The sequence below is a fragment of the Haemophilus sp. CCUG 66565 genome (genome assembly GCF_001679495.1).
Classification (GTDB): domain Bacteria; phylum Pseudomonadota; class Gammaproteobacteria; order Enterobacterales; family Pasteurellaceae; genus Haemophilus; species Haemophilus haemolyticus_K.
The window spans coordinates 16,353-35,510 of the sequence record NZ_LZOX01000002.1 but is presented as its reverse complement, the minus strand read 5'-3'; the positions used below and the strand labels follow the sequence as shown (position 1 = coordinate 35,510).

General features: G+C 37.1%; 14 protein-coding genes. 2 read left to right on the top strand and 12 right to left on the bottom strand.

Annotated elements, in window-relative coordinates:
• Positions 1-2 precede the first annotated feature (2 nt).
• The 11 genes from dnaX to proQ form a co-directional block, all read right to left on the bottom strand.
• A complete protein-coding gene (dnaX, locus tag A9501_RS01485) occupies positions 3-2,069 on the bottom strand; it encodes a DNA polymerase III subunit gamma/tau (RefSeq protein ID WP_065264654.1) in 2,067 nt (688 codons plus the stop codon).
• 11 nt (positions 2,070-2,080) lie between these two features.
• Entirely contained in the window at positions 2,081-2,623 is a 543-nt protein-coding gene (apt, locus tag A9501_RS01480; RefSeq protein ID WP_065264653.1) for an adenine phosphoribosyltransferase, read from the bottom strand.
• 159 nt (positions 2,624-2,782) lie between these two features.
• Entirely contained in the window at positions 2,783-4,012 is a 1,230-nt protein-coding gene (odhB, locus tag A9501_RS01475) for a 2-oxoglutarate dehydrogenase complex dihydrolipoyllysine-residue succinyltransferase (RefSeq protein WP_065264652.1), read from the bottom strand.
• Between the two features lie 120 nt (positions 4,013-4,132).
• The gene (gene sucA, locus A9501_RS01470) at positions 4,133-6,940 is read right to left on the bottom strand and encodes a 2-oxoglutarate dehydrogenase E1 component (protein ID WP_065264651.1); all 2,808 of its coding nucleotides are present in this window, start codon (positions 6,938-6,940) and stop codon (positions 4,133-4,135) included.
• A gap of 200 nt (positions 6,941-7,140) precedes the next feature.
• Positions 7,141-7,764: a ComEA family DNA-binding protein gene (locus A9501_RS01465; protein WP_065264650.1), complete on the bottom strand. Its 624-nt coding sequence runs from the start codon at positions 7,762-7,764 to the stop codon at positions 7,141-7,143.
• A 91-nt stretch (positions 7,765-7,855) separates the two neighbouring features.
• Positions 7,856-8,488: an MBL fold metallo-hydrolase gene (locus tag A9501_RS01460; protein ID WP_065264649.1), complete on the bottom strand. Its 633-nt coding sequence runs from the start codon at positions 8,486-8,488 to the stop codon at positions 7,856-7,858.
• Positions 8,489-8,497: 9 nt separating this feature from the next.
• On the bottom strand, positions 8,498-9,253 hold the full coding sequence (locus tag A9501_RS01455; protein WP_065264648.1) for a TatD family hydrolase: 756 nt from the start codon (positions 9,251-9,253) through the stop codon (positions 8,498-8,500).
• Positions 9,254-9,305: 52 nt separating this feature from the next.
• Positions 9,306-9,866, bottom strand: coding sequence for a YcbK family protein (locus tag A9501_RS01450; RefSeq protein WP_065264647.1), 561 nt, complete (start codon positions 9,864-9,866; stop codon positions 9,306-9,308).
• 30 nt (positions 9,867-9,896) lie between these two features.
• Complete coding sequence (locus A9501_RS01445) at positions 9,897-11,363, bottom strand: L,D-transpeptidase family protein (protein ID WP_065264646.1); 1,467 nt, start codon at positions 11,361-11,363, stop codon at positions 9,897-9,899.
• Positions 11,364-11,431: 68 nt separating this feature from the next.
• The gene (prc, locus tag A9501_RS01440) at positions 11,432-13,507 is read right to left on the bottom strand and encodes a carboxy terminal-processing peptidase (protein ID WP_065264645.1); all 2,076 of its coding nucleotides are present in this window, start codon (positions 13,505-13,507) and stop codon (positions 11,432-11,434) included.
• 26 nt (positions 13,508-13,533) lie between these two features.
• Entirely contained in the window at positions 13,534-14,172 is a 639-nt protein-coding gene (gene proQ / locus A9501_RS01435) for an RNA chaperone ProQ (RefSeq protein WP_065264644.1), read from the bottom strand.
• 179 nt (positions 14,173-14,351) lie between these two features.
• Here proQ and A9501_RS01430 point away from each other — a divergent pair, with 179 nt between their 5' ends.
• Together A9501_RS01430 and A9501_RS01425 are read left to right on the top strand one after the other, a co-directional pair.
• Complete coding sequence (locus tag A9501_RS01430; RefSeq protein ID WP_065264643.1) at positions 14,352-15,602, top strand: PqiA/YebS family transporter subunit; 1,251 nt, start codon at positions 14,352-14,354, stop codon at positions 15,600-15,602.
• Positions 15,586-18,228, top strand: a complete 2,643-nt coding sequence (locus A9501_RS01425; RefSeq protein ID WP_065264642.1) for a PqiB family protein — start codon at positions 15,586-15,588, stop codon at positions 18,226-18,228. The genes A9501_RS01430 and A9501_RS01425 overlap by 17 nt, the downstream gene beginning before the upstream one ends.
• A 43-nt stretch (positions 18,229-18,271) precedes the next feature.
• On the opposite strand, the gene A9501_RS01420 is transcribed toward A9501_RS01425, so the two are convergent.
• Positions 18,272-19,114, bottom strand: a complete 843-nt coding sequence (locus A9501_RS01420) for a patatin-like phospholipase family protein (protein WP_065264861.1) — start codon at positions 19,112-19,114, stop codon at positions 18,272-18,274.
• Positions 19,115-19,158: the final 44 nt, after the last annotated feature.

Genomic DNA, 19,158 nt, shown 5'->3' with positions numbered 1-19,158 from the left:
AGCTAAACTGGACGAATACTCTCTACGTCTAGTTTAGCATCAAACTCTTTCTGTAAAAGTAGAATTTTATTGTCTTGTTGAAGTGCGGCTCTCGCTTGCTCCCGTAAGGTTTGATAAATATTACGGCGATATTCCATCGGCGTGGTGACAGAGCTGTCATCAATGTTAATTTTTACATGAATAGCCTTGCCTTGAAGTTTACTCAATGCTTCAGTTAAATGCTTGATACTTCTCTCTTGGCGTAGATGGGATTTTTCTGAATGTAATCCAAGATTGATTTCATCATCAGTTTTACTTTGCAAGAAACAATTTAACGCTAATTCTTTGCTAAATCCGGTTACCCCTGAACGTTCCACTATATCAGCCCACTCATCTTGTTGTTGAGTTTGGGTAATGATTTTTAAACGTAATTCAGGCGTAATATCTTTCAAAATAGCCTGTTTTATATCGGAAGGACGAACGCCTGTATCGGCTTTAGCAAGCTCTGGATTACTCCATTCCCAACGATAAGTCTCTGCATCTAAAATCTCCCGTTCTTCCTGCATTATTTCGGCATTATCCTCCATAGAATTTTCAACAATAGCTACGTCTTTAGCCATACTAGCTATTTGAGGAGAAAAAGAGGAAAGTTTTTCATTTTTTAATTTTGGTGCAGACATTTCGCGCACAGGAAGTGCGGTCATTTTTTTATTCGATTTTTCTTCGTCTAGTTCTTGGATGTGATGTAAAGTCTCACTTACTGCAGCTAATGATTCGGCTTTGTGTTCTTGACGTTCTTGGTTTTCGAGTTGTGTTAAATGTTCAAGCTCATCTAAAGCTGAAAAACTTGCCAAATTTGGAATGCCTGTTTTATTTGATTTTGCTTGAGAATAAGCTGATTTGATACTTTGCGACAGTACTGGCACATTGACATAATTACCTGCATTTTCAACCGCACTTGGAGTTGATGGCGGTGGAATAATTGTAGTGTTAGCCTTTTGTACTGCCGTAAGGAACTTTGGGTGGAATGCCAATGCCCTCAATAATGTCATTTCTGTGCCAATTCGACGGTTTGGCGCATTTGATAAGTCTTTTCTACCAGAAACAATCACTTGATAAAAAAACTGAACATCTTCTGGAGAGATATGTTTGGCTAAAAATGAAAAATGTTCATTGTCATCTGAAGATTTTTGTGGAAGAAGTTGCATGAGTGCAATTTGATGTAATTTTTCTGCACATTCACCAAGTAATTTATCCCAATCACCTGCCGCATCTGCAACTTTTTGCAGTGTTCGCATTAATAGTTCACCATTACCCTGGTGTAAAGCGTACAAAATGTCAATAGAACAGTTATCATCAAGCAACCCTAACATATTGCTTACAACATTATTCGTAACTTGTCGGTCACCCATAGCAATGGCTTGATCGGTTAAACTTAAGCTATCACGAATACTTCCTTGCGCCGCTTTTGCAAGTTTAATTAATGCAGGCTCTTCAAAAGGAATATTTTCTTGCGTCAGAATATGGGCAAGATGCTGGGAGATTTGGGTTTCATCTAATGCTTTGAGATGAAATTGTAAACATCGAGAAAGAATAGTTACAGGTAATTTTTGTGGATCCGTTGTCGCAAGTAAGAATTTTACATATTCTGGTGGTTCTTCCAACGTCTTGAGCAATGCATTAAATGAATGACGAGATAGCATATGGACTTCATCGATTAAGTAAACCTTAAATCTTCCGACAACAGGTTTATATTGCACGTTATCCAATAATTCGCGCGTGTCTTCAACTTTTGTGCGTGATGCCGCATCAATTTCGATTAAATCAATGAAATTGCCTTGCTCAATCGCTTTACAATTTTCACATTCACCGCAGGGTGTTGCGGTTACACCATGTACGCAATTTAATCCTTTTGCAAATAATCGGGCAATAGAGGTTTTCCCTACACCACGGGTGCCTGAAAAGAGGTAAGCGTGATGTAGTCGATTATCTTTTAATCCATTTGCTAATGCCGTGATAATGTGTTCTTGCCCAACGACATCAGCAAATGTTTTTGGTCGCCACTTTCTGGCTAAGACTTGATAGCTCATCGAATCCTTAATTAATGACCTTCAAAATTGACGAGTGTATAGCAATCAATACCCAAATTATTTAAGCGTTTTTCGCCACCTAATTCAGGTAAATTAATCACAAATGCAGCGTGTTTTACCACTCCACCTAAACGTTGCACTAATTTTACCGTTGCTTCAACGGTGCCACCTGTTGCTAATAAATCATCAATGATTAAAACATTATCACCTTCTGAAATTGCATCAACGTGCATTTCCAAAGTATCTTGACCATATTCTAATTGATAAGATTGAGAAATGGTTTCACGTGGTAATTTTTTAGGTTTACGTACTAATTCGAAAGGTAAACCTAGTGCTAAGGCAACGGGTGCGCCAAAAATAAAACCACGAGATTCAGTTCCAAGCACTTTGGTGATTCCTTTGTCGCGATATTGTTCCACAATAAGATCAACCGTTGCTTTAAAAGCTGCTGGAACTTCTAAAAGGCTGGTAATGTCACGAAAGATAATCCCTTCTTTTGGATAGTTAGGAATTGATTTGATAGAAGATTTTATTAAATCAAGTTGTGTAGTCATAAATATTGCTCACAAAGTGCGGTTAAGAAAATAAATATTTTTGGATAGGCATTCTATCATAAAAACGCAAAAAATATGCGTCACACCAAAATTTCATACAACCAAAGTTGAATTTAAATAAAGTATAACGCATATCTGTATTTAACGTTTTTATAAAAACTAAATTTCCAATAATAATCTTGTTGGGTCTTCCAATAATTCTTTAATCGTTACCAAGAAACCAACAGATTCACGGCCATCAATTAAGCGATGATCGTAAGATAAAGCAAGGTACATCATCGGACGAATCACAACTTGACCATTAAGCGCAATAGGACGTTCTTTAATTGCATGCATTCCTAAAATCGCACTTTGTGGTGGATTAATAATTGGAGTGGACATAAGAGAACCAAATACACCGCCATTTGTGATAGTAAAATTACCCCCAGTAAGATCTTCTACAGTCAATTTGCCATCACGACCTTTTTCAGCTAATGCTTTAATTTGTTTTTCGATCTCTGCCATACTGAGCTTATCGCAATCGCGAAGCACTGGGGTGACTAATCCACGTGGAGTGGAAACCGCAATACTAATATCAAAATAGTTATGGTAAACAACATCATCACCATCAATAGAAGCATTAACCTCAGGATAACGTTTTAATGCTTCCACAACCGCTTTGATATAAAAAGACATAAATCCTAAACGAACACCATGCTGTTTTTCAAATTTTTCGCCGTAGGTTTTACGCAAAGTCATTATCGGCTGCATATCCACTTCATTGAAAGTAGTAAGCATTGCTGTACTATTTTTGGCTTCAAGTAAACGTTCAGCAATACGTTTACGCAAACGGGTCATTGGCACACGTTTTTCAGAACGTGCACTATAAGCTACCGTACTAATTGTATTTTGCTCAGTGGCAACTTCTTGTTTCGCTTGCAGTGCTTGTCGTTTTGCGATTTCACGTTCAATATCTTCACGTGTTAAACGAGCGCCAACACCCGAACCTTGAATTTGATCTGCTTGTAAATCATGTTCTGCCAATAAACGGCGAATCGCAGGGCCTTGATCCGCATTATGATTATGACTATTTTCAATCGCTGCATGTTGACGATCAGATGGTGTAGGTTCATTCGTTGCTTTTAACGTCGCGGAACTGACATCCCCTTCTTGAGCCGTAGAAATTTTTCCTAGCAGCTGTTTACTCACCACAGTTTCGCCCTCAGCTTGAACAACTTCTGCCAGTACACCATCAGAAAGTGCGGGTACTTCTAGCACGACTTTATCCGTTTCAATTTCTACAATAACTTCATCACGTTTCACAGTATCGCCTACTTTTTTATGCCAAGTAGCAACGGTTGCATCCGCAACTGATTCAGGTAGGTCTGGAACAAGAATTTCAATAGTCATTTTATTTTCCTTATCTCTTAAAGTGCAACTTATTGCACAGAATTACTCTTTTACTTTTTATCCACGATGCAACAAGTACACCTGTAAATTTATAAAAATATCTTAATTTTTAACCGCACTTTATAGGGTTAACGCATCTTCCACTAACTGCTTTTGCTGTTTAGTGTGAAGCGACATATAACCCACAGCAGGTGAAGCCGAAGCTGGACGCCCTGCATATTTGAGTTTAACGGATTCTGGAATTGCTGATTCAAAATTATGTTTGCTGCAATACCAAGCCCCTTGGTTAAGAGGTTCTTCTTGGCACCATACATAATCCGTGACATGCCCATAAGGTGCAAGTGCTTTCTTCACATCCTCATGTGGGAATGGATAAAGCTGCTCAATACGAATAATCGCCACATTTTTCTGATTATTGGCGCGACGTTGTTCAAGTAAATCGTAATAAACTTTACCTGAACACATTACTACACGTTTTACATCTTTAGGATCAAGCTCGTCAATTTCTCCAATTACCGTTTGGAAAGCTCCATTAATCAACTCATCTAAACTGGATACAGCCAATGGATGGCGTAACAAAGATTTTGGAGAAATGGCAATCAATGGACGGCGCATTTTACGTAAAGATTGACGGCGCAACATATGGTACACCTGTGCTGGCGTTGATGGCACACAGACTTGCATATTTTGTTCAGCACAAAGTTGTAAATAACGTTCAAGACGAGCAGAAGAATGTTCTGGCCCTTGTCCCTCATAGCCATGAGGCAATAACATAACTAAACCACACATTCTGCCCCATTTTTGTTCACCGGAGCTAATAAATTGGTCGATAACAATTTGTGCACCATTAGCAAAATCGCCAAATTGCGCTTCCCAAATGGTTAACGTTTTTGGATCTGTTGTTGCATAACCATATTCAAAAGCAAGTACGGACTCTTCTGAAAGTACAGAATCCCATACTTCAAAACGACCTTGATTAGCATGCAAATGTGTTAATGGTACATACCCCGTACCATCATTTTGATTATGCACAACGGCATGACGATGGAAAAAGGTTCCCCGCCCCGCATCTTCACCTGATAAACGGACATTAACACCTTCGTCAAGTAAGGTTGCATAAGCCATGGTTTCAGCCATACCCCAGTCTAGCAATTTTTCGCCTTGATACATAGCTTTACGATCATTATAGATTTTTTCTACACGAGGATGCGCACGTAAACTTTCTGGATATTCACACACACGTTTAGCAAGTGTTAAAAAACGTTCCTGTGAAAACTTGCTTTCATACGGAGCAGTCCAATCATAGTTGAGATATTGCAACCAATCCATTTTTGCCGTATCCATTTCTCGCCATTCTGATACGACTCGATCACCATTATCTAGCGCATCGCGATAATCATTCGCCATCTCGGTGACTTGTTCTTCAGTCATCACGCCTTCTGCAACTAAGCGATCTGCATAAACTTTACGAGGTGTAGGATGTTTTTTGATGATGCTATACATCATTGGCTGAGTAGCTAATGGCTCATCAGCTTCGTTATGACCATGACGTCGATAAGAAATCAAATCAATAAAAATATCTCGTTTGAATAAATTACGATATTCCACCGCCATACGCGCAGCAAAAGCAACCGCTTCAGGATCATCACCATTAACGTGAATAATCGGCGCTTGAATCATTTTCGCAATATCGGTGCAATACTCTGTAGAACGCGTGTCATTCGGATTAGATGTCGTAAAACCAATTTGGTTATTAATCACAATACGAATCGTGCCGCCCACACTGTAACCCCGAGCATTTGACATATTCAATGTTTCTTGAACAACGCCCTGCCCTGCTACAGCGGAATCACCATGTACTGTAATCGCTAAAACTTGACTACGCGTTGTATCATTAATGCGAGTCTGTCTTGAACGTACAGAGCCCACCACTACTGGGCTTACAATTTCCAAATGAGATGGGTTAAATGCCAAAGTTAAGTGAACTCGATTATCATCCACTGCGAAATCAGAAGAAAAACCTTGATGGTATTTCACATCTCCCGTACGTTCACTCGAATGTTTACCCGCAAATTCATCAAATAAATCCTCAGGTTTTTTACCTAATACATTCACGAGCATATTCAAACGCCCACGGTGTGCCATTCCCATTACCACATCATTTACCCCTTGACGACTAGCATGACGGATAATTTCTTTCATCAATGGAATAAACGCATCACTTCCTTCTAAGGAAAAGCGTTTCGCCCCCGGGAATTTTGCACCGAGATAACGTTCTAAACCATCTGCAGCCGTCAGTTCACGAAGAAAATTAACACGTTCTTCAGATGTAAAAAGCGGTTTATCTAACACGCATTCCATTTTGCTCTGGAGCCAAGTTTTCTGTGCCATATCTTGCACATGCATAAACTCTAAGCCAATTGAGCCGCAATAAGTCTCTTTCAACATTTGAGCTAACTCACCAAGCTTAATGGTATCGCGTTTGTAAACGTAATGATTAATATTGAAGGTTTCGTTGAGATCTTGTTCAGTAAAACCATGATGACGATAATCTAATTCAGGGACGGAAGATACTTTCCAACGATAATAATTGAGGGGATCGAGATTAGCCTCTAAATGGCCACGAAAACGATAGGCATTGATAAATTGTAGAACTTTCACCAATTTTGCACCAGCAGCAGGATCTATCACTGTCACTGCTTCATTATGATTTTCTCGCGCCAAACGACGAAAATAATCTCGTACTGGTGTATGAGGCTGTTCAAGTGCGGTTATTTTTGGTAAAGAATCAAAAGTGGTTCGCCAACTTTCCTCCACCGACTGCGGATCACTCAAATAGCTTTCATAAAGTTCTTCTATATAAGATTGATTTGCACCGCCTAATGCTGTGCTAGCTAACCAATCATCAAATGCCTTGTTTTGCTGCATAATTACCTCTTAATTATCAGTAATGTCTCACTTGTTTTTTCATTATACATAGGATTTCATTAGAAATAATCCCCAAAATCGAAATTGTTATAGATTTATTAGCCAATTCAAATATTTAGTCTAGTAGATTTCTATAAAATACTCATATAACGAAAAAGGCGGAAAATCCGCCTTTTATAATTTAGTCTAGTAATATCTGCTTAAAAACTTAAGAATGGTGCTATTTTTTCAATGGTGGTTGAACCTAAACCATCAATTTTTGACAATTCTGCCATATCTTTAATTTTGCCAACCTTATTACGATAATCGATGATTGCTTGCGCTTTTTTCTCACCGATACCAGAAAGCTGTTGTAATGTTTTAGCATCCGCTTTGTTAATATCGATCTTAGCTGAATCAGCAATAGACTTAACTTGATCTTTTGCACTATTCATTTTTTCTGCGGCTTTTTCTTTCGTTTCTTTCACTTTCTCCGCTGCTTTGTGTTTTAAAGCTTTGTGACTATCTTCTGATGAAGAATCTTTTAATGATTTTACTTTCTCTTTTACTGAATCAACTTTTTCTTTCGCAGCAGCCATTTTTTCTTTCACAGAAGAAACGCCTTCAGTTGCTTTTTCTTTTGTTGAAGAAACTTTTTCTAAAACATTTCCTTTCGCAGCTGACGCAGAATCTTTTACTGATTTCACATTTTCTGAAACGGTTGTTTTAACATTATCTTTAGCCACATCTTTTAATGTAGCCAATGGATTTTCATTTGCTAATGCAGAACCTGAAATAGCAAGGGTAAGTGCGGTAACACTTAAAAGAGATTTTAAAGATTTCATATAAACTCCTATTATAAAATTTGCCAAAGGCACGCTTAAGACTCCCTCTCTGGCAATTAGTTCAAAATACCATAAAAAATTCACCGCACTTTTAACGATTTAAAAATGGGTTTGTCTGTTTTTCTCGGCCAATAGTTGTATAAGGCCCATGCCCAGCAATAATAATCAGATCATCATTCAACGGTAATAGTTTTGTTCGAATTGAAGAAATCAATGTTTCATAATCGCCACGAGGGAAATCGGTACGACCAATTCCACCTTGAAATAATACATCGCCTGTAAATGCCACCTTTTTCTCATGTTCAATAAAACCGATATGTCCAGGTGTGTGCCCTGGTAAATGTAAAATCTCAAAATTAAAGCCATCTAATTTTAAAATTTCACCTTCTTGATTAAACCAACGATCAGGTAAAAAGGCTTCAATATTTGGTAAACCAAAGCGTTGCGCTTGTTCTGGCAAACTCTCAAATAAAAATTTATCTTCTTCATGAGAGCCCCAAATTTTGACGCCAAAATGTTGTTTCAACTGCATGGCTGCGCCAACATGATCTAAATGACCATGGGTAAGTAAAATCACTTTGAGATTTAAATCCAGTTCTTCAATACGTTGAATTAGGCGTTCGGCTTCGCCACCTGGGTCAATAATTGCTGCATTTTTCTCGTCATCCCAAATCAAAGAACAGTTTTGTTGAAATGCGGTGACTGGGATAATTTCGATATTCATGTTTGCTCCTTATAATCGATAAAATTGTTGAGTGTTCAAAAGCATTTGCTCTTGAACATAATCTAACGGCAAAGATTTTAATTCAGCTACTTTCTTTACTACGGCAAATAATTGCTCAGAAATTACCGCACTTTCAAATCCTTCGTGTGGCCAGGGACTATCCGTTTCAATCATCAAACGGTTTAACGACAAATATTGAGCAACATATTGCGTTTTATGATTCCATAAAATATCAGGTGTTAGACTCGCAAAATATGGTGTAGATAAAAATTTCTGAAAAGATTTTTCATCTGTCTTAAACCAATGAAAATGGGCTCGTTGGATATTATGTTTTTGCAGTAATTCAAGCGCAATATCCACATCATTATGCACAATATGTAAATTTAACGGCAAATCCCATTTTTTCGCTATAAGAATAAATCGCTCTAGTAATTCAATATAAGATGCGTAATCCAAATTTGAATTTTCACGTTTAGAATAATGTGGCAACCCCACCTCGCCAATCGCAGAAATTAAAGAATGATGTTCATCAATCCATTGAAATAATTCTTCTTGCTCTTCTAAATTCAGCAATAGCTGCTCAGGATGAAAACCAGCTGCAATATAAAGTTTCTCGGGATAATCCTGTTTTAAATTCAATAGTTTTTTAGCACTTTTTAGATTCGTACTTACTGCAAGCATACCTGTAATTTTTGAATCACCAAGTGTTTTCTGAATATTATCATCAGAGAGTTGATCCAAATGAAGATGACTGTCAAATAGCATAGTATTTTCCAATGAAAAACCGCACAAAAGTGCGGTCAATTTTAAATTTATTTTATACCCCTTTCCAGATTCTAACTGGGCCAGTATCCACATGAATAAAATTACTTGTCGGATAATATCCTACTCCACCATTACTCAGATTTTCTGCAGCAGCTTTTACTTTAGCCAAAGGCACACCTGCAATACGAAAATCAATGGCCTTACCTTTAATATGATAACTATTACTTGCTACTCCGCTACTTTGACGATGACGCATTGCATTAGTTGCAGCAGAACGATACCCACAAATTACTTCAATTTCAGCATTACGTAACCCTAAATTACTTTGAATGTTATAAAACTTGTGGAACAGATTTGGATCCATTTTACAAACTTGGTTTGTTCGTTTATCGCGCATAAAATGATCTAATTTTTTTAATGTGGCACTAGCGAAACCTTTTTGAGCAGAAAACTCTCCACTTAATCGCTCTCCCGTATTAATGTTACGGAACGTCAAAATACGAGGCTTAGGTGTTGAAACCATTGCTAATACAGAATTTGGTAAAACTGATGCGCCTAAAACAATACCACCGAGCGAGAGCCATTTACGTTTCTGTTTATCAATCTTGTTCATCCTCTCTCCTTTCTATTTTTTGATGGATTATCAGAGATATTTTTTGACGACATTCCAGTTAATTCCACTGAAATTCATCAATCCATCATATTTATAAATATCTGGTAATGCCTGGATTTTTCCATTCTCAACCCAAGACGTCACATAGTATATAAATACTGGGTTTTCTGAACGAATTGGGGCAGAAACCGTTTTTTTACTCTCTAAAACATTCTTTTTACGTTCATCAGACCAGCCTGCTTCCTTCAATAAAATGCTAGCAAGTTGATCTGATTTTTCAACACGCACACAACCAGAACTTAATGCGCGATCTTTACGGCTAAACAGTCCATGATTTGGCGTGTCATGCAAATAAATGGCATCTGAGCTTGGCATATTAAATTTATAATTACCCAGTGCACTATCGCCAGCGGCTTGTCGAACTCGATAAGGGAATTTATTACCAATAGATGCCCAATTTATCGAATAAGGATCAACCACATTTCCGGCACTATCCAAAATAGAATAATTATGAGCTGCAATATAACTTGGATCTGCTTTCATTTTTGGCAATAAATCTTCATTAATTAAGCGAACGGGCGCATTCCAAGGTGGATTCACAACAACACTACTTAATTTACTATACATCACCGGTGTACGGCGTTCATCCTTACCAACAATAACACGAGATTCCAAAGTTAAATTACCATCGCGATAATACTGCAATTTATAACTTGGAATATTTACAAAGATGCCATTATGAAAATCAGGAATTACTCGCAAACGCTGTGCATTAATTGCAAGTTTCTGCCCAACCTCTGATAAGCCTGATGCAGATACCATTGATGATAACGCTTTAACAGTTTGATGATATAAGTGATTATCACCCGATAAACTTTGTACAAAACCTAAAAGTTGACCATTTTCTACCGCACTTAACCAACGCTGAATATGCTCATCTGAAGGTTGTTGAACTTGATAAGCACTAGATGAATACAACCAACGTTGAGCTTGCGCGCCTACATTTTGAGTATAATACAAATAATCTAGCAATATATCGCTCAATAAAACATCATAAGCTAACCCGCCTTGTTGTTCGATCAACTCAAAGGATTCTAAGGATTTTGCTGAACGTTTAGAAATACCGCTAGCCACCATCGCGGCATAACCCTGTAATAATTGGCGAGCCGCAGCATTATCTTTCCATAATGGTGTATATTTACGTTCTGCATATAAACGAGCTAACAAAGGCTTAAACTGTAAAGCATGCTCTCCTATTTCATGGGTTAGCGACATTTCTAAAATCGCTTGCTTTTCCTGGGCTAAGCGAGCTTGATCTAATTTAATTTCCTCTTCAAGCTTTTGTTTTTCTTCTGGAGATAAATGCGAAACATCAACGCCATGAAGTTGCGCCGATTGTCCATTTTTTACAAAATCTGCTAAAGCGCATCCTGAAGTCATCATTGACAATGACAACGCAAATACTGAGAGCTTTGCAGTGCTTTTAAACATAGCCATTCCTTAAACATTCCCTAAAACAACCGCACTTTATTTAAGTTCTAAAACAAAGTGCGGTTAAAATAATTTTATTTTTTCTCATCTACTGTTTCTGTTGGTTTCTGAGTTTCTTTGCTAACATCTTGCTCAGTTGAATTCAACATAACAAAATCCGCAGCCATTTTTTCTGCTTCTTTTAAGAAGAAATCTGGCGCTTCATAATCTTTCGGTAAATCATCAATATCATTTAATGCTTTTTTACCTTCTCGTTTAAAACGCTCATTAATATCTTTTAAACGTCTTGCATCATCCTTATCATTTTCAGCTTTACGCGTTTGATAATTCAATGATAAGAATTTGCGATCACGGCGCTCATTACGAATTTTTAAATCTTCATTCAATGCAATAAATTCAGGATCTTTAGCAATACGCTCAAGATGCTTTTTATTTAATACATCAACATCTTTGCGAGCATTGCCAACTTCAGTATAAGTTGCAGATGGAATTTTATCCCATGGCAATGCATTATCTTCCTTATCTTCGCCGTACTCTTTGGCATCGATAATTTCAGGGAAATTAATATCTGCAGCAACGCCTTTTAACTGAGTTGAACCACCATTAATACGATAGAACTTTTGAATCGTATACTGTAATAAACCTAATGGTGTTTGATCTAAATCATAGGTAAAATTTAATGAGCGACTTTGCTGAACCGTACCTTTACCAAAAGTATTCTGACCAATGATAATACCACGATTGTAATCTTGCATTGCGGCAGCAAAAATCTCAGATGCTGATGCACTATAACGATTAATCATCACCAATAAAGGCCCTTTATATTGCTGTGCTGAATCATCATCTTCATGTACCCGAATACGCTGATAAGCATCTCTTACCTGAACTACAGGTCCATCTGTAATAAACAGACCACTTAATGCAACAGCCTCTGTTAATGCACCACCACCGTTCTCACGCAAATCAACAATTAAAGCATCCGCCTTCTGATTTTCTATATTAGTAAGTAATTTTTTTACATCACTTGTTAAACCGATATAAAAACCAGGAATTTTAATCACTGCAATATTTTTACCATCAATTTTATTCATGGTTAATTTTGCAGCTTGATCTTCAATACGAACTTTATCACGTACTAAAGTAATAATACGGGATTTTCCACCTTTAGACGGTTCAATTTCCAAACGCACTTTTGTGCCTTTTTTACCCTTAATTTTCTCAACAATATCTTCTAAACGCCAGCCAACGATATCTTCAATCTCACCTGTTGCTTGCCCCACACCAATAATTTTATCTCCAGGATGTAATTTTTTGCTTTTTTCAGCTGGTGCGCCAGGAACAAGCGATTTGATGCTTGTTTCATCATCTTCTGATTGTAAAGTTGCCCCAATCCCCTCAAGAGAAAGATTCATGCTTTCATTAAAACTTTTCGCTGTTCTTGGTGCAAGATAACTTGTATGCGGATCAATTTCGCGAGCAAATGCATTTAAATAAGTTTGAAGAATGTCATCTGCCTTAGTTTGAGTTAAACGTCGAATGGCCAAATTATAACGTTTGGTGAGTTTTGACTTAATTTCTGGCCATTTTTTATCTTTTAATTTAAGATTGATAACGTCATTTTTTACTCGTTCTTCCCAAAGTTTATTGGCTTCCTCTTCGTTTTTTGGAAATGCTGCTTTTTCACGATCAATTTCAATTTGATCCTGGCCATTCAAATTAGGCTCTTTATCTAATAAAGACAACGCATAAGCATAACGTTCATAACGACGCTTCATCATTACATTATAAATATCAAAAGCAGCAGAAAGATCACCTTGATTCAACTGATCATCTAACTTATCATCATATTTTTGACGAAGTTCATCTACATCAGATTGCAAAAAGGTGTTATGGCTAAAATCAATATTTTTAATATAACGATCAAAAATCTTCTCAGAAAAAGCATCATCCAATGAGATCTTTCGATAATGCGATTGGGTTAATCGAGTCGTTGCACGCTTAGTCGCCAACTGATTCTCTTCGCTTGCTGTTGGAATAGTAATATCGCTCAGTTTTAATTTAGGCTGCACAGCCAAAGCAGGCACAGAGCCGATTAACAATGCCGATAACAATGCGCTAGTAATCACATTTTTTGAAATATTAGATCTCATAACCTTTCCCGAGTAGAATTAAATCATTATGCAAATAAACGATCTGCAGCTACGCTCATAACCAAACCGTTTTCAAGCTCAACACGTGCTGAATCTTTTAGCACTTCCACTACTGTTGCTTTTTTCGCATGATCGCCAGCTTTCACTTTCACCACAGAACCAACAGAAATTTGTGAAAAATCAACCGCACTTAATGACGGCTTATTGAAGTGTTTAGCATTTTTATTTGCAGGTTTACGTGGGCGTTGTTTTTGTTGGGCTTTTTTCGCTGCAGCCTCTGCTTTACGTTTTTCAGCAACACGAGCTTTAGCATCTGCAAGCTGTTGAGCTGCATGGGCTACATGTTCCGCTTCTAATACTCCGGCTGGATTACCTTGTAAATCTACGCGCACAGCACCTTCGCGACAGCCATGCAAATAACGCCAATTTGATGTGTATTGACGAAGAGCCTGACGCAACTGAGTTTTGCTTACACGCTCATCATCTTCTAATGCTTCCGCTAAATCTTGGAACAAACCAATTTTTAATGGTTTTGCTTCGCCTTCTAAAATAAAGCAAAGAGGGAATTTTTCAGCTAAATACGCAATAATATCTTTGGTATTGGCTAATTTTTGTGAATTTACTTGCGAATCAGTGGTCTGAACGCCAGATTGAGAATCAGTCATGTTAGTTATCCTAGGGTAAATATAAACCGACTTAGTTTATCGCACTTTTTACAAAATTTACAATAAATCAAAACATTGTGAATAAATTTCGCGCAAAAATAGTCAAGATCACTTCCCATATATACTTAAACAAGGCTAAAATGCTCCGTTTTTAACAACCGAATAAAAGATAATCTTTCGTGCAAGAATCAAACCTAACACAAAAATCATTTCAAATTATAAAATGCGAAGAATGTGATGCTAGCGTAGAAACACCTTTAATATTAAATAAAGATGAACAAGCTGAATGTCCACGTTGCCATCATCATTTAGCGACAGGTGGGCGTTGGTCTGTTCATCGTTGCGCTATGGTTGCTTTATCGATCCTTATTTTGATGCCATTTGCCTTGAGTTATCCCCTATTAAGTCTTCATTTATTAGGTGTCAAAATTGATGCATCTATTTGGGAAGGTATTTGGAAAATGTCAGTGGCAGGCTATGAATACACTGCCTTTATGGTGTTTATCTGTGCCGTTGTGATGCCAATTACCTTTGCAATTTTAGTCATCATGCTCTGGATTGCAAAAATTTTGCATATTAAACCACGTAGTGTTTTGCTTTTTTTAGGTTATATAAAACCTTGGGTTATGTTTGATGTTTATTTAGTTGCGCTAGGCGTAACGATGTTCAAAGTACGTGAATATGCAACACTGGAAATTAATGTTTATTTAATTCCCTTTATTTTCACCGCACTTTTGACAACCTTACTTTTTATCAAATTAAACCTTAAAGCATTATGGAAAGAGTTTTATCCAGAAAATGAACCAGCTTATGATGCAAACAACATTGAATTATGTGATGCTTGTAACTATACATTTTCAAAAAATGGGATTCATTACGATAAAAAGAACAACCCACGATGTCCGCGCTGTTTATCGCCTGTTCATATTTCAGATAATATTAAGTTACAACGCACTTGGGCAAGTTTAATTGCTGGGATTATTATGCTTTTCCCTGCAAATTTATTACCCATATCAGGCATTTATTTAACAGGTTCGCTCTCTGAAGATACATTAATATCCGGAGTTATTTCTTTTGTGAATATGGGCAGTTATTTTGTTGCTTTCGTGGTATTCTTTGCGAGTATTTTTGTCCCAATCAGTAAAGCTGCAATTTTACTTTATTTACTAAGTTGTGTTCATTTTAAATGGCGACACTCTATTAAATGGCAAATACGTTTATTGCATATTGTGCATTTCGTTGGGCGCTGGTCTATGCTCGATTTATTTGTATTAGCCTTAATGATGTCTCTAGTAACACGCGGTGAAATTATTAATTTTACCGTTGGTCCTGGCGCATTTTACTTCGGCGCTGCCGTATTTTGCAGCATGATTTCAACCTCACAATTTGATAGTCGATTAATTTGGAAAATTTATGACAGAGAAAAATAGTTCTTCAATGAAAGATCAACATACAGAAATGACAGCGGCAGTACGAAAAACTCGTCGTATTTCTCCATTTTGGTTACTTCCCTTTATTGCATTATGTATTGGGGCAATTTTATTCTTCCAAATTGTTAAGGAGCGTGGCACAAGCATCACGATTACCTTCACCAATGGTTCTGGTATCGTTGCGGATAAAACACAAGTTCGCTACCAAGGTTTGCAAATTGGTGTGGTGAAAAAAGTAAATTTCACAGATAACATGCAAAAAGTGGAAGTTGTTGCCAATATCAATCCTGAAGCGTCAAGTATTTTGCGTAAAAATACAAAATTCTGGCTTGTTCAACCAAATGTTTCACTTGCAGGAATTTCAGGTTTAGATTCTCTCGTATCAGGCAATTACATCACTCTTCAACCAGGTGATGGCGATCACGAAAACGAATTTATTGCGGAAGAACAGGGCCCAATTGCCCAAGTTTCGCCTGGAGATTTATTGATTCACTTAATTTCTGATGATTTAGGCTCAATTTCTATCGGTGCATCTGTCTATTTTAAAAAATTACCTGTAGGAAAAATTTACGATTACCGCATTAATAAAGACAATAAAGTGCAAATAGATGTGGTGATTGATAAAGCCTATGCACAGTTTGTGAAAAAAGATTCACGTTTTTGGAACATCAGTGGCATTAACGCTAACATTAGCCCGTCAGGCTTAAATCTAAATGTAGAAAGTTTAAATTCGGTTGTACAAGGTGCCGTTTCTTTTGACTCTCCAGCTGACAGCCCAAAAGCAGATGAAAATAGCCATTTCACGCTCTATACCAATTTAAAAGCAGCAAAACGTGGGATTGAAGTCAACGTAAATATCCCTGCATCTGCGGGTCTAGTTGCAGGACAGACCGAAGTTTATTCTCAAGACAATCCTATCGGGATTCTTTCTAAAATAAGTGCGGTTGAAAATAACGATGAAATTTTAGAAGGCAGTTTATTGATAGATCCAAACCAAGCCTCCTTATTTAAAGCGAATAGCAAAATCGTACTTCGTAATAAAAAAACGGATCTTGGTAATTTAGCAGATCCAAAAAAATTCTTTCGTGGCGAATATTTTGATGTCATTGCTGGAGATGGTGAAACTAAGCATCAATTTGATGTCATTAAAGAAAATGAGTTATTACTCAATACACCTAATACATTAGTTTTAACACTCACTGCACCAGAAAATTATGGTGTAAGTGAAGGGCAAAATGTGTTTTATAACAACATGCCAATCGGACAAATTGTTTCACAAAAAGTGGATGTAAATGGTGTGCAATTTAAGGCAGCAATTGCATCCGAATATCGTAATTTAATTCACGAAAACACACAATTTGTCGCAGCAACTAACTTTGATATCAGCCTTGGATTAGACGGATTGCGTTTTGAGTCCGCTACACCAGAAAAATGGTTACAAGGTGGCGTACGAGTACTAACAAAACAAGGTCTGGGAAAAGCTAAAAATAGCTATCCGCTTTATCAAAATATTAGTAATGCTGAACATGGGATTATAGGAAATATTCTTACGCCAACGATAACCTTACACACCCAAACATTACCAAGCATTGATAAAGGATCTCTCGTACTATATCGTCAATTTGAAGTGGGGAAAATTTTAAATATTAAACCTAAAACTAATAGCTTTGATGTAGAGGTTTATATTTATCCCGCCTATCAACATTTGTTGACAGATAAAAGCCGATTTTGGGTAGAAAGTGCGGCAAAAATTGATATCACACCTAAAGGAATTAGCATTCAAGCGACACCACTTGCTCGTTCATTAAAAGGTGCGATTAGCTTTGATAATAGTGGTTCGGGCAATAATCGAACACTTTACGCGAATGAAAGTTATGCAAAATCCATCGGGCTTGCCATCACCTTAACAGCAGATGATGCAACCAATCTGAGTAAAGGGATGAGTCTGCGCTATTTGGGTTTAGATGTGGGGCAAATTGACAGTATTCAGCTTGATGCAAAATCTAAACGCATCACTGCAAAAGCGTTAATAAACCCAAATTATATGAATATGATTGCAAAAGAAGGTTCTAACTTTACGATTATCTCACCACAAATTTCAGCAGGTGGAATTGATAACCTTGATAGCTTATTACAACCTTATATCGATATTGAAATTGGGAATGGTAAACCAAAAACACAATTCAATTTAGCTCAAACAGCTCCACAACGTAATAAATTTAGTAATGGTACGCCATTTATTTTAGAAACACGTGATGCAATGAATTTAAGTGAAGGTTCACCAATTCTTTATCGAGGCGTAGAAGTGGGTACCGTGAAAAAATTTGAGCTTAACAGCCTTGGTGATCGCGTCTTAGTGCATATTGCAATCATACCGAAATATAGTCATCTTGTTCGACAAAATACAGAGTTTTGGATTGCATCAGGTTATGACTTCACCTTAGGCTGGAAAGGTGCGGCATTTAACACAGGAAGTGTTCAACAGTTGCTAAAAGGTGGTATTTCTTTCTCTACACCAGCAGAAAAAGAAATTCAGCCACAGGCACAACCAAACAAACGTTTCTTGCTCCAGATAAAACGTCCAGAAGAAGTACAAACTTGGGGAAGTGGCGCGTTACCGCAATAAATAAAAAATGGATTAAACGGTAAAAGGTTTAATCCATTTTTTATTATCGATTTAAATAGTCCAATAAATTTTTCCACTGTAATTGCATATCTTTTATACCCAACTCATACATTGCCTGCAATTTATTGGGATCTTTTTCAATACGCTTAATCTTCAAATCAACAGAAGGTCGAATAACAAAAATATCGCCTTTTTCTGCTAGCTTAATCACATTTTCAACTTGTTGATTATACATGGCATAACGCTGATTTACGGCATCTGCAAAATGTGGATAACGTCGATAAAACCATTTGGCAATCCAAGCCATTGGCTTAGATTTTCTATACTCTAAAGTACGGGTAAGAATGACAATGATTTTATCGTATCCTAACTTCTGCATTTGTTCAACAGGAATAGAATCCGCAATAGCACCATCCAAATAAGGAATCCCGTCTATCTCAACAGGACGAGAAACATAAGGCATAGCGGAGGTAGCACGCAACACCTCCATTTGAGCCAAAGGATCTATTAATTTGACATATTCTGCTTGTGCAGTTTGTAAATTAGTTACAGCCACATAAAAATCTATATCTGATTCTTTAAAGGTTTTATTATCAAACACATCATATTTGAAAGGTACTTCATAAAAAGCAAAATCTTTATTCACGATATTGCCTGTGCTCACCAAACTTTTAAAACTGATATAACGCTTATCTGATATAAATTTCTTGTTGTAACGAATTGCCCGCCCTTTTTGCCGAGAAGGATAATTAACCCCAAACAATGCACCTGCAGAAACAGAAATGATACCATCAACCCCAAAATCTTTATCTAAGAAGGTATCTAGTACACCCGCGGTGTACATGCCTCGCATCGCCCCACCTTCTAATACTAAGCCAATTTTCATTGATTTTTTAACTTCTTCCATTTGAAAACAACACATAAAAATAT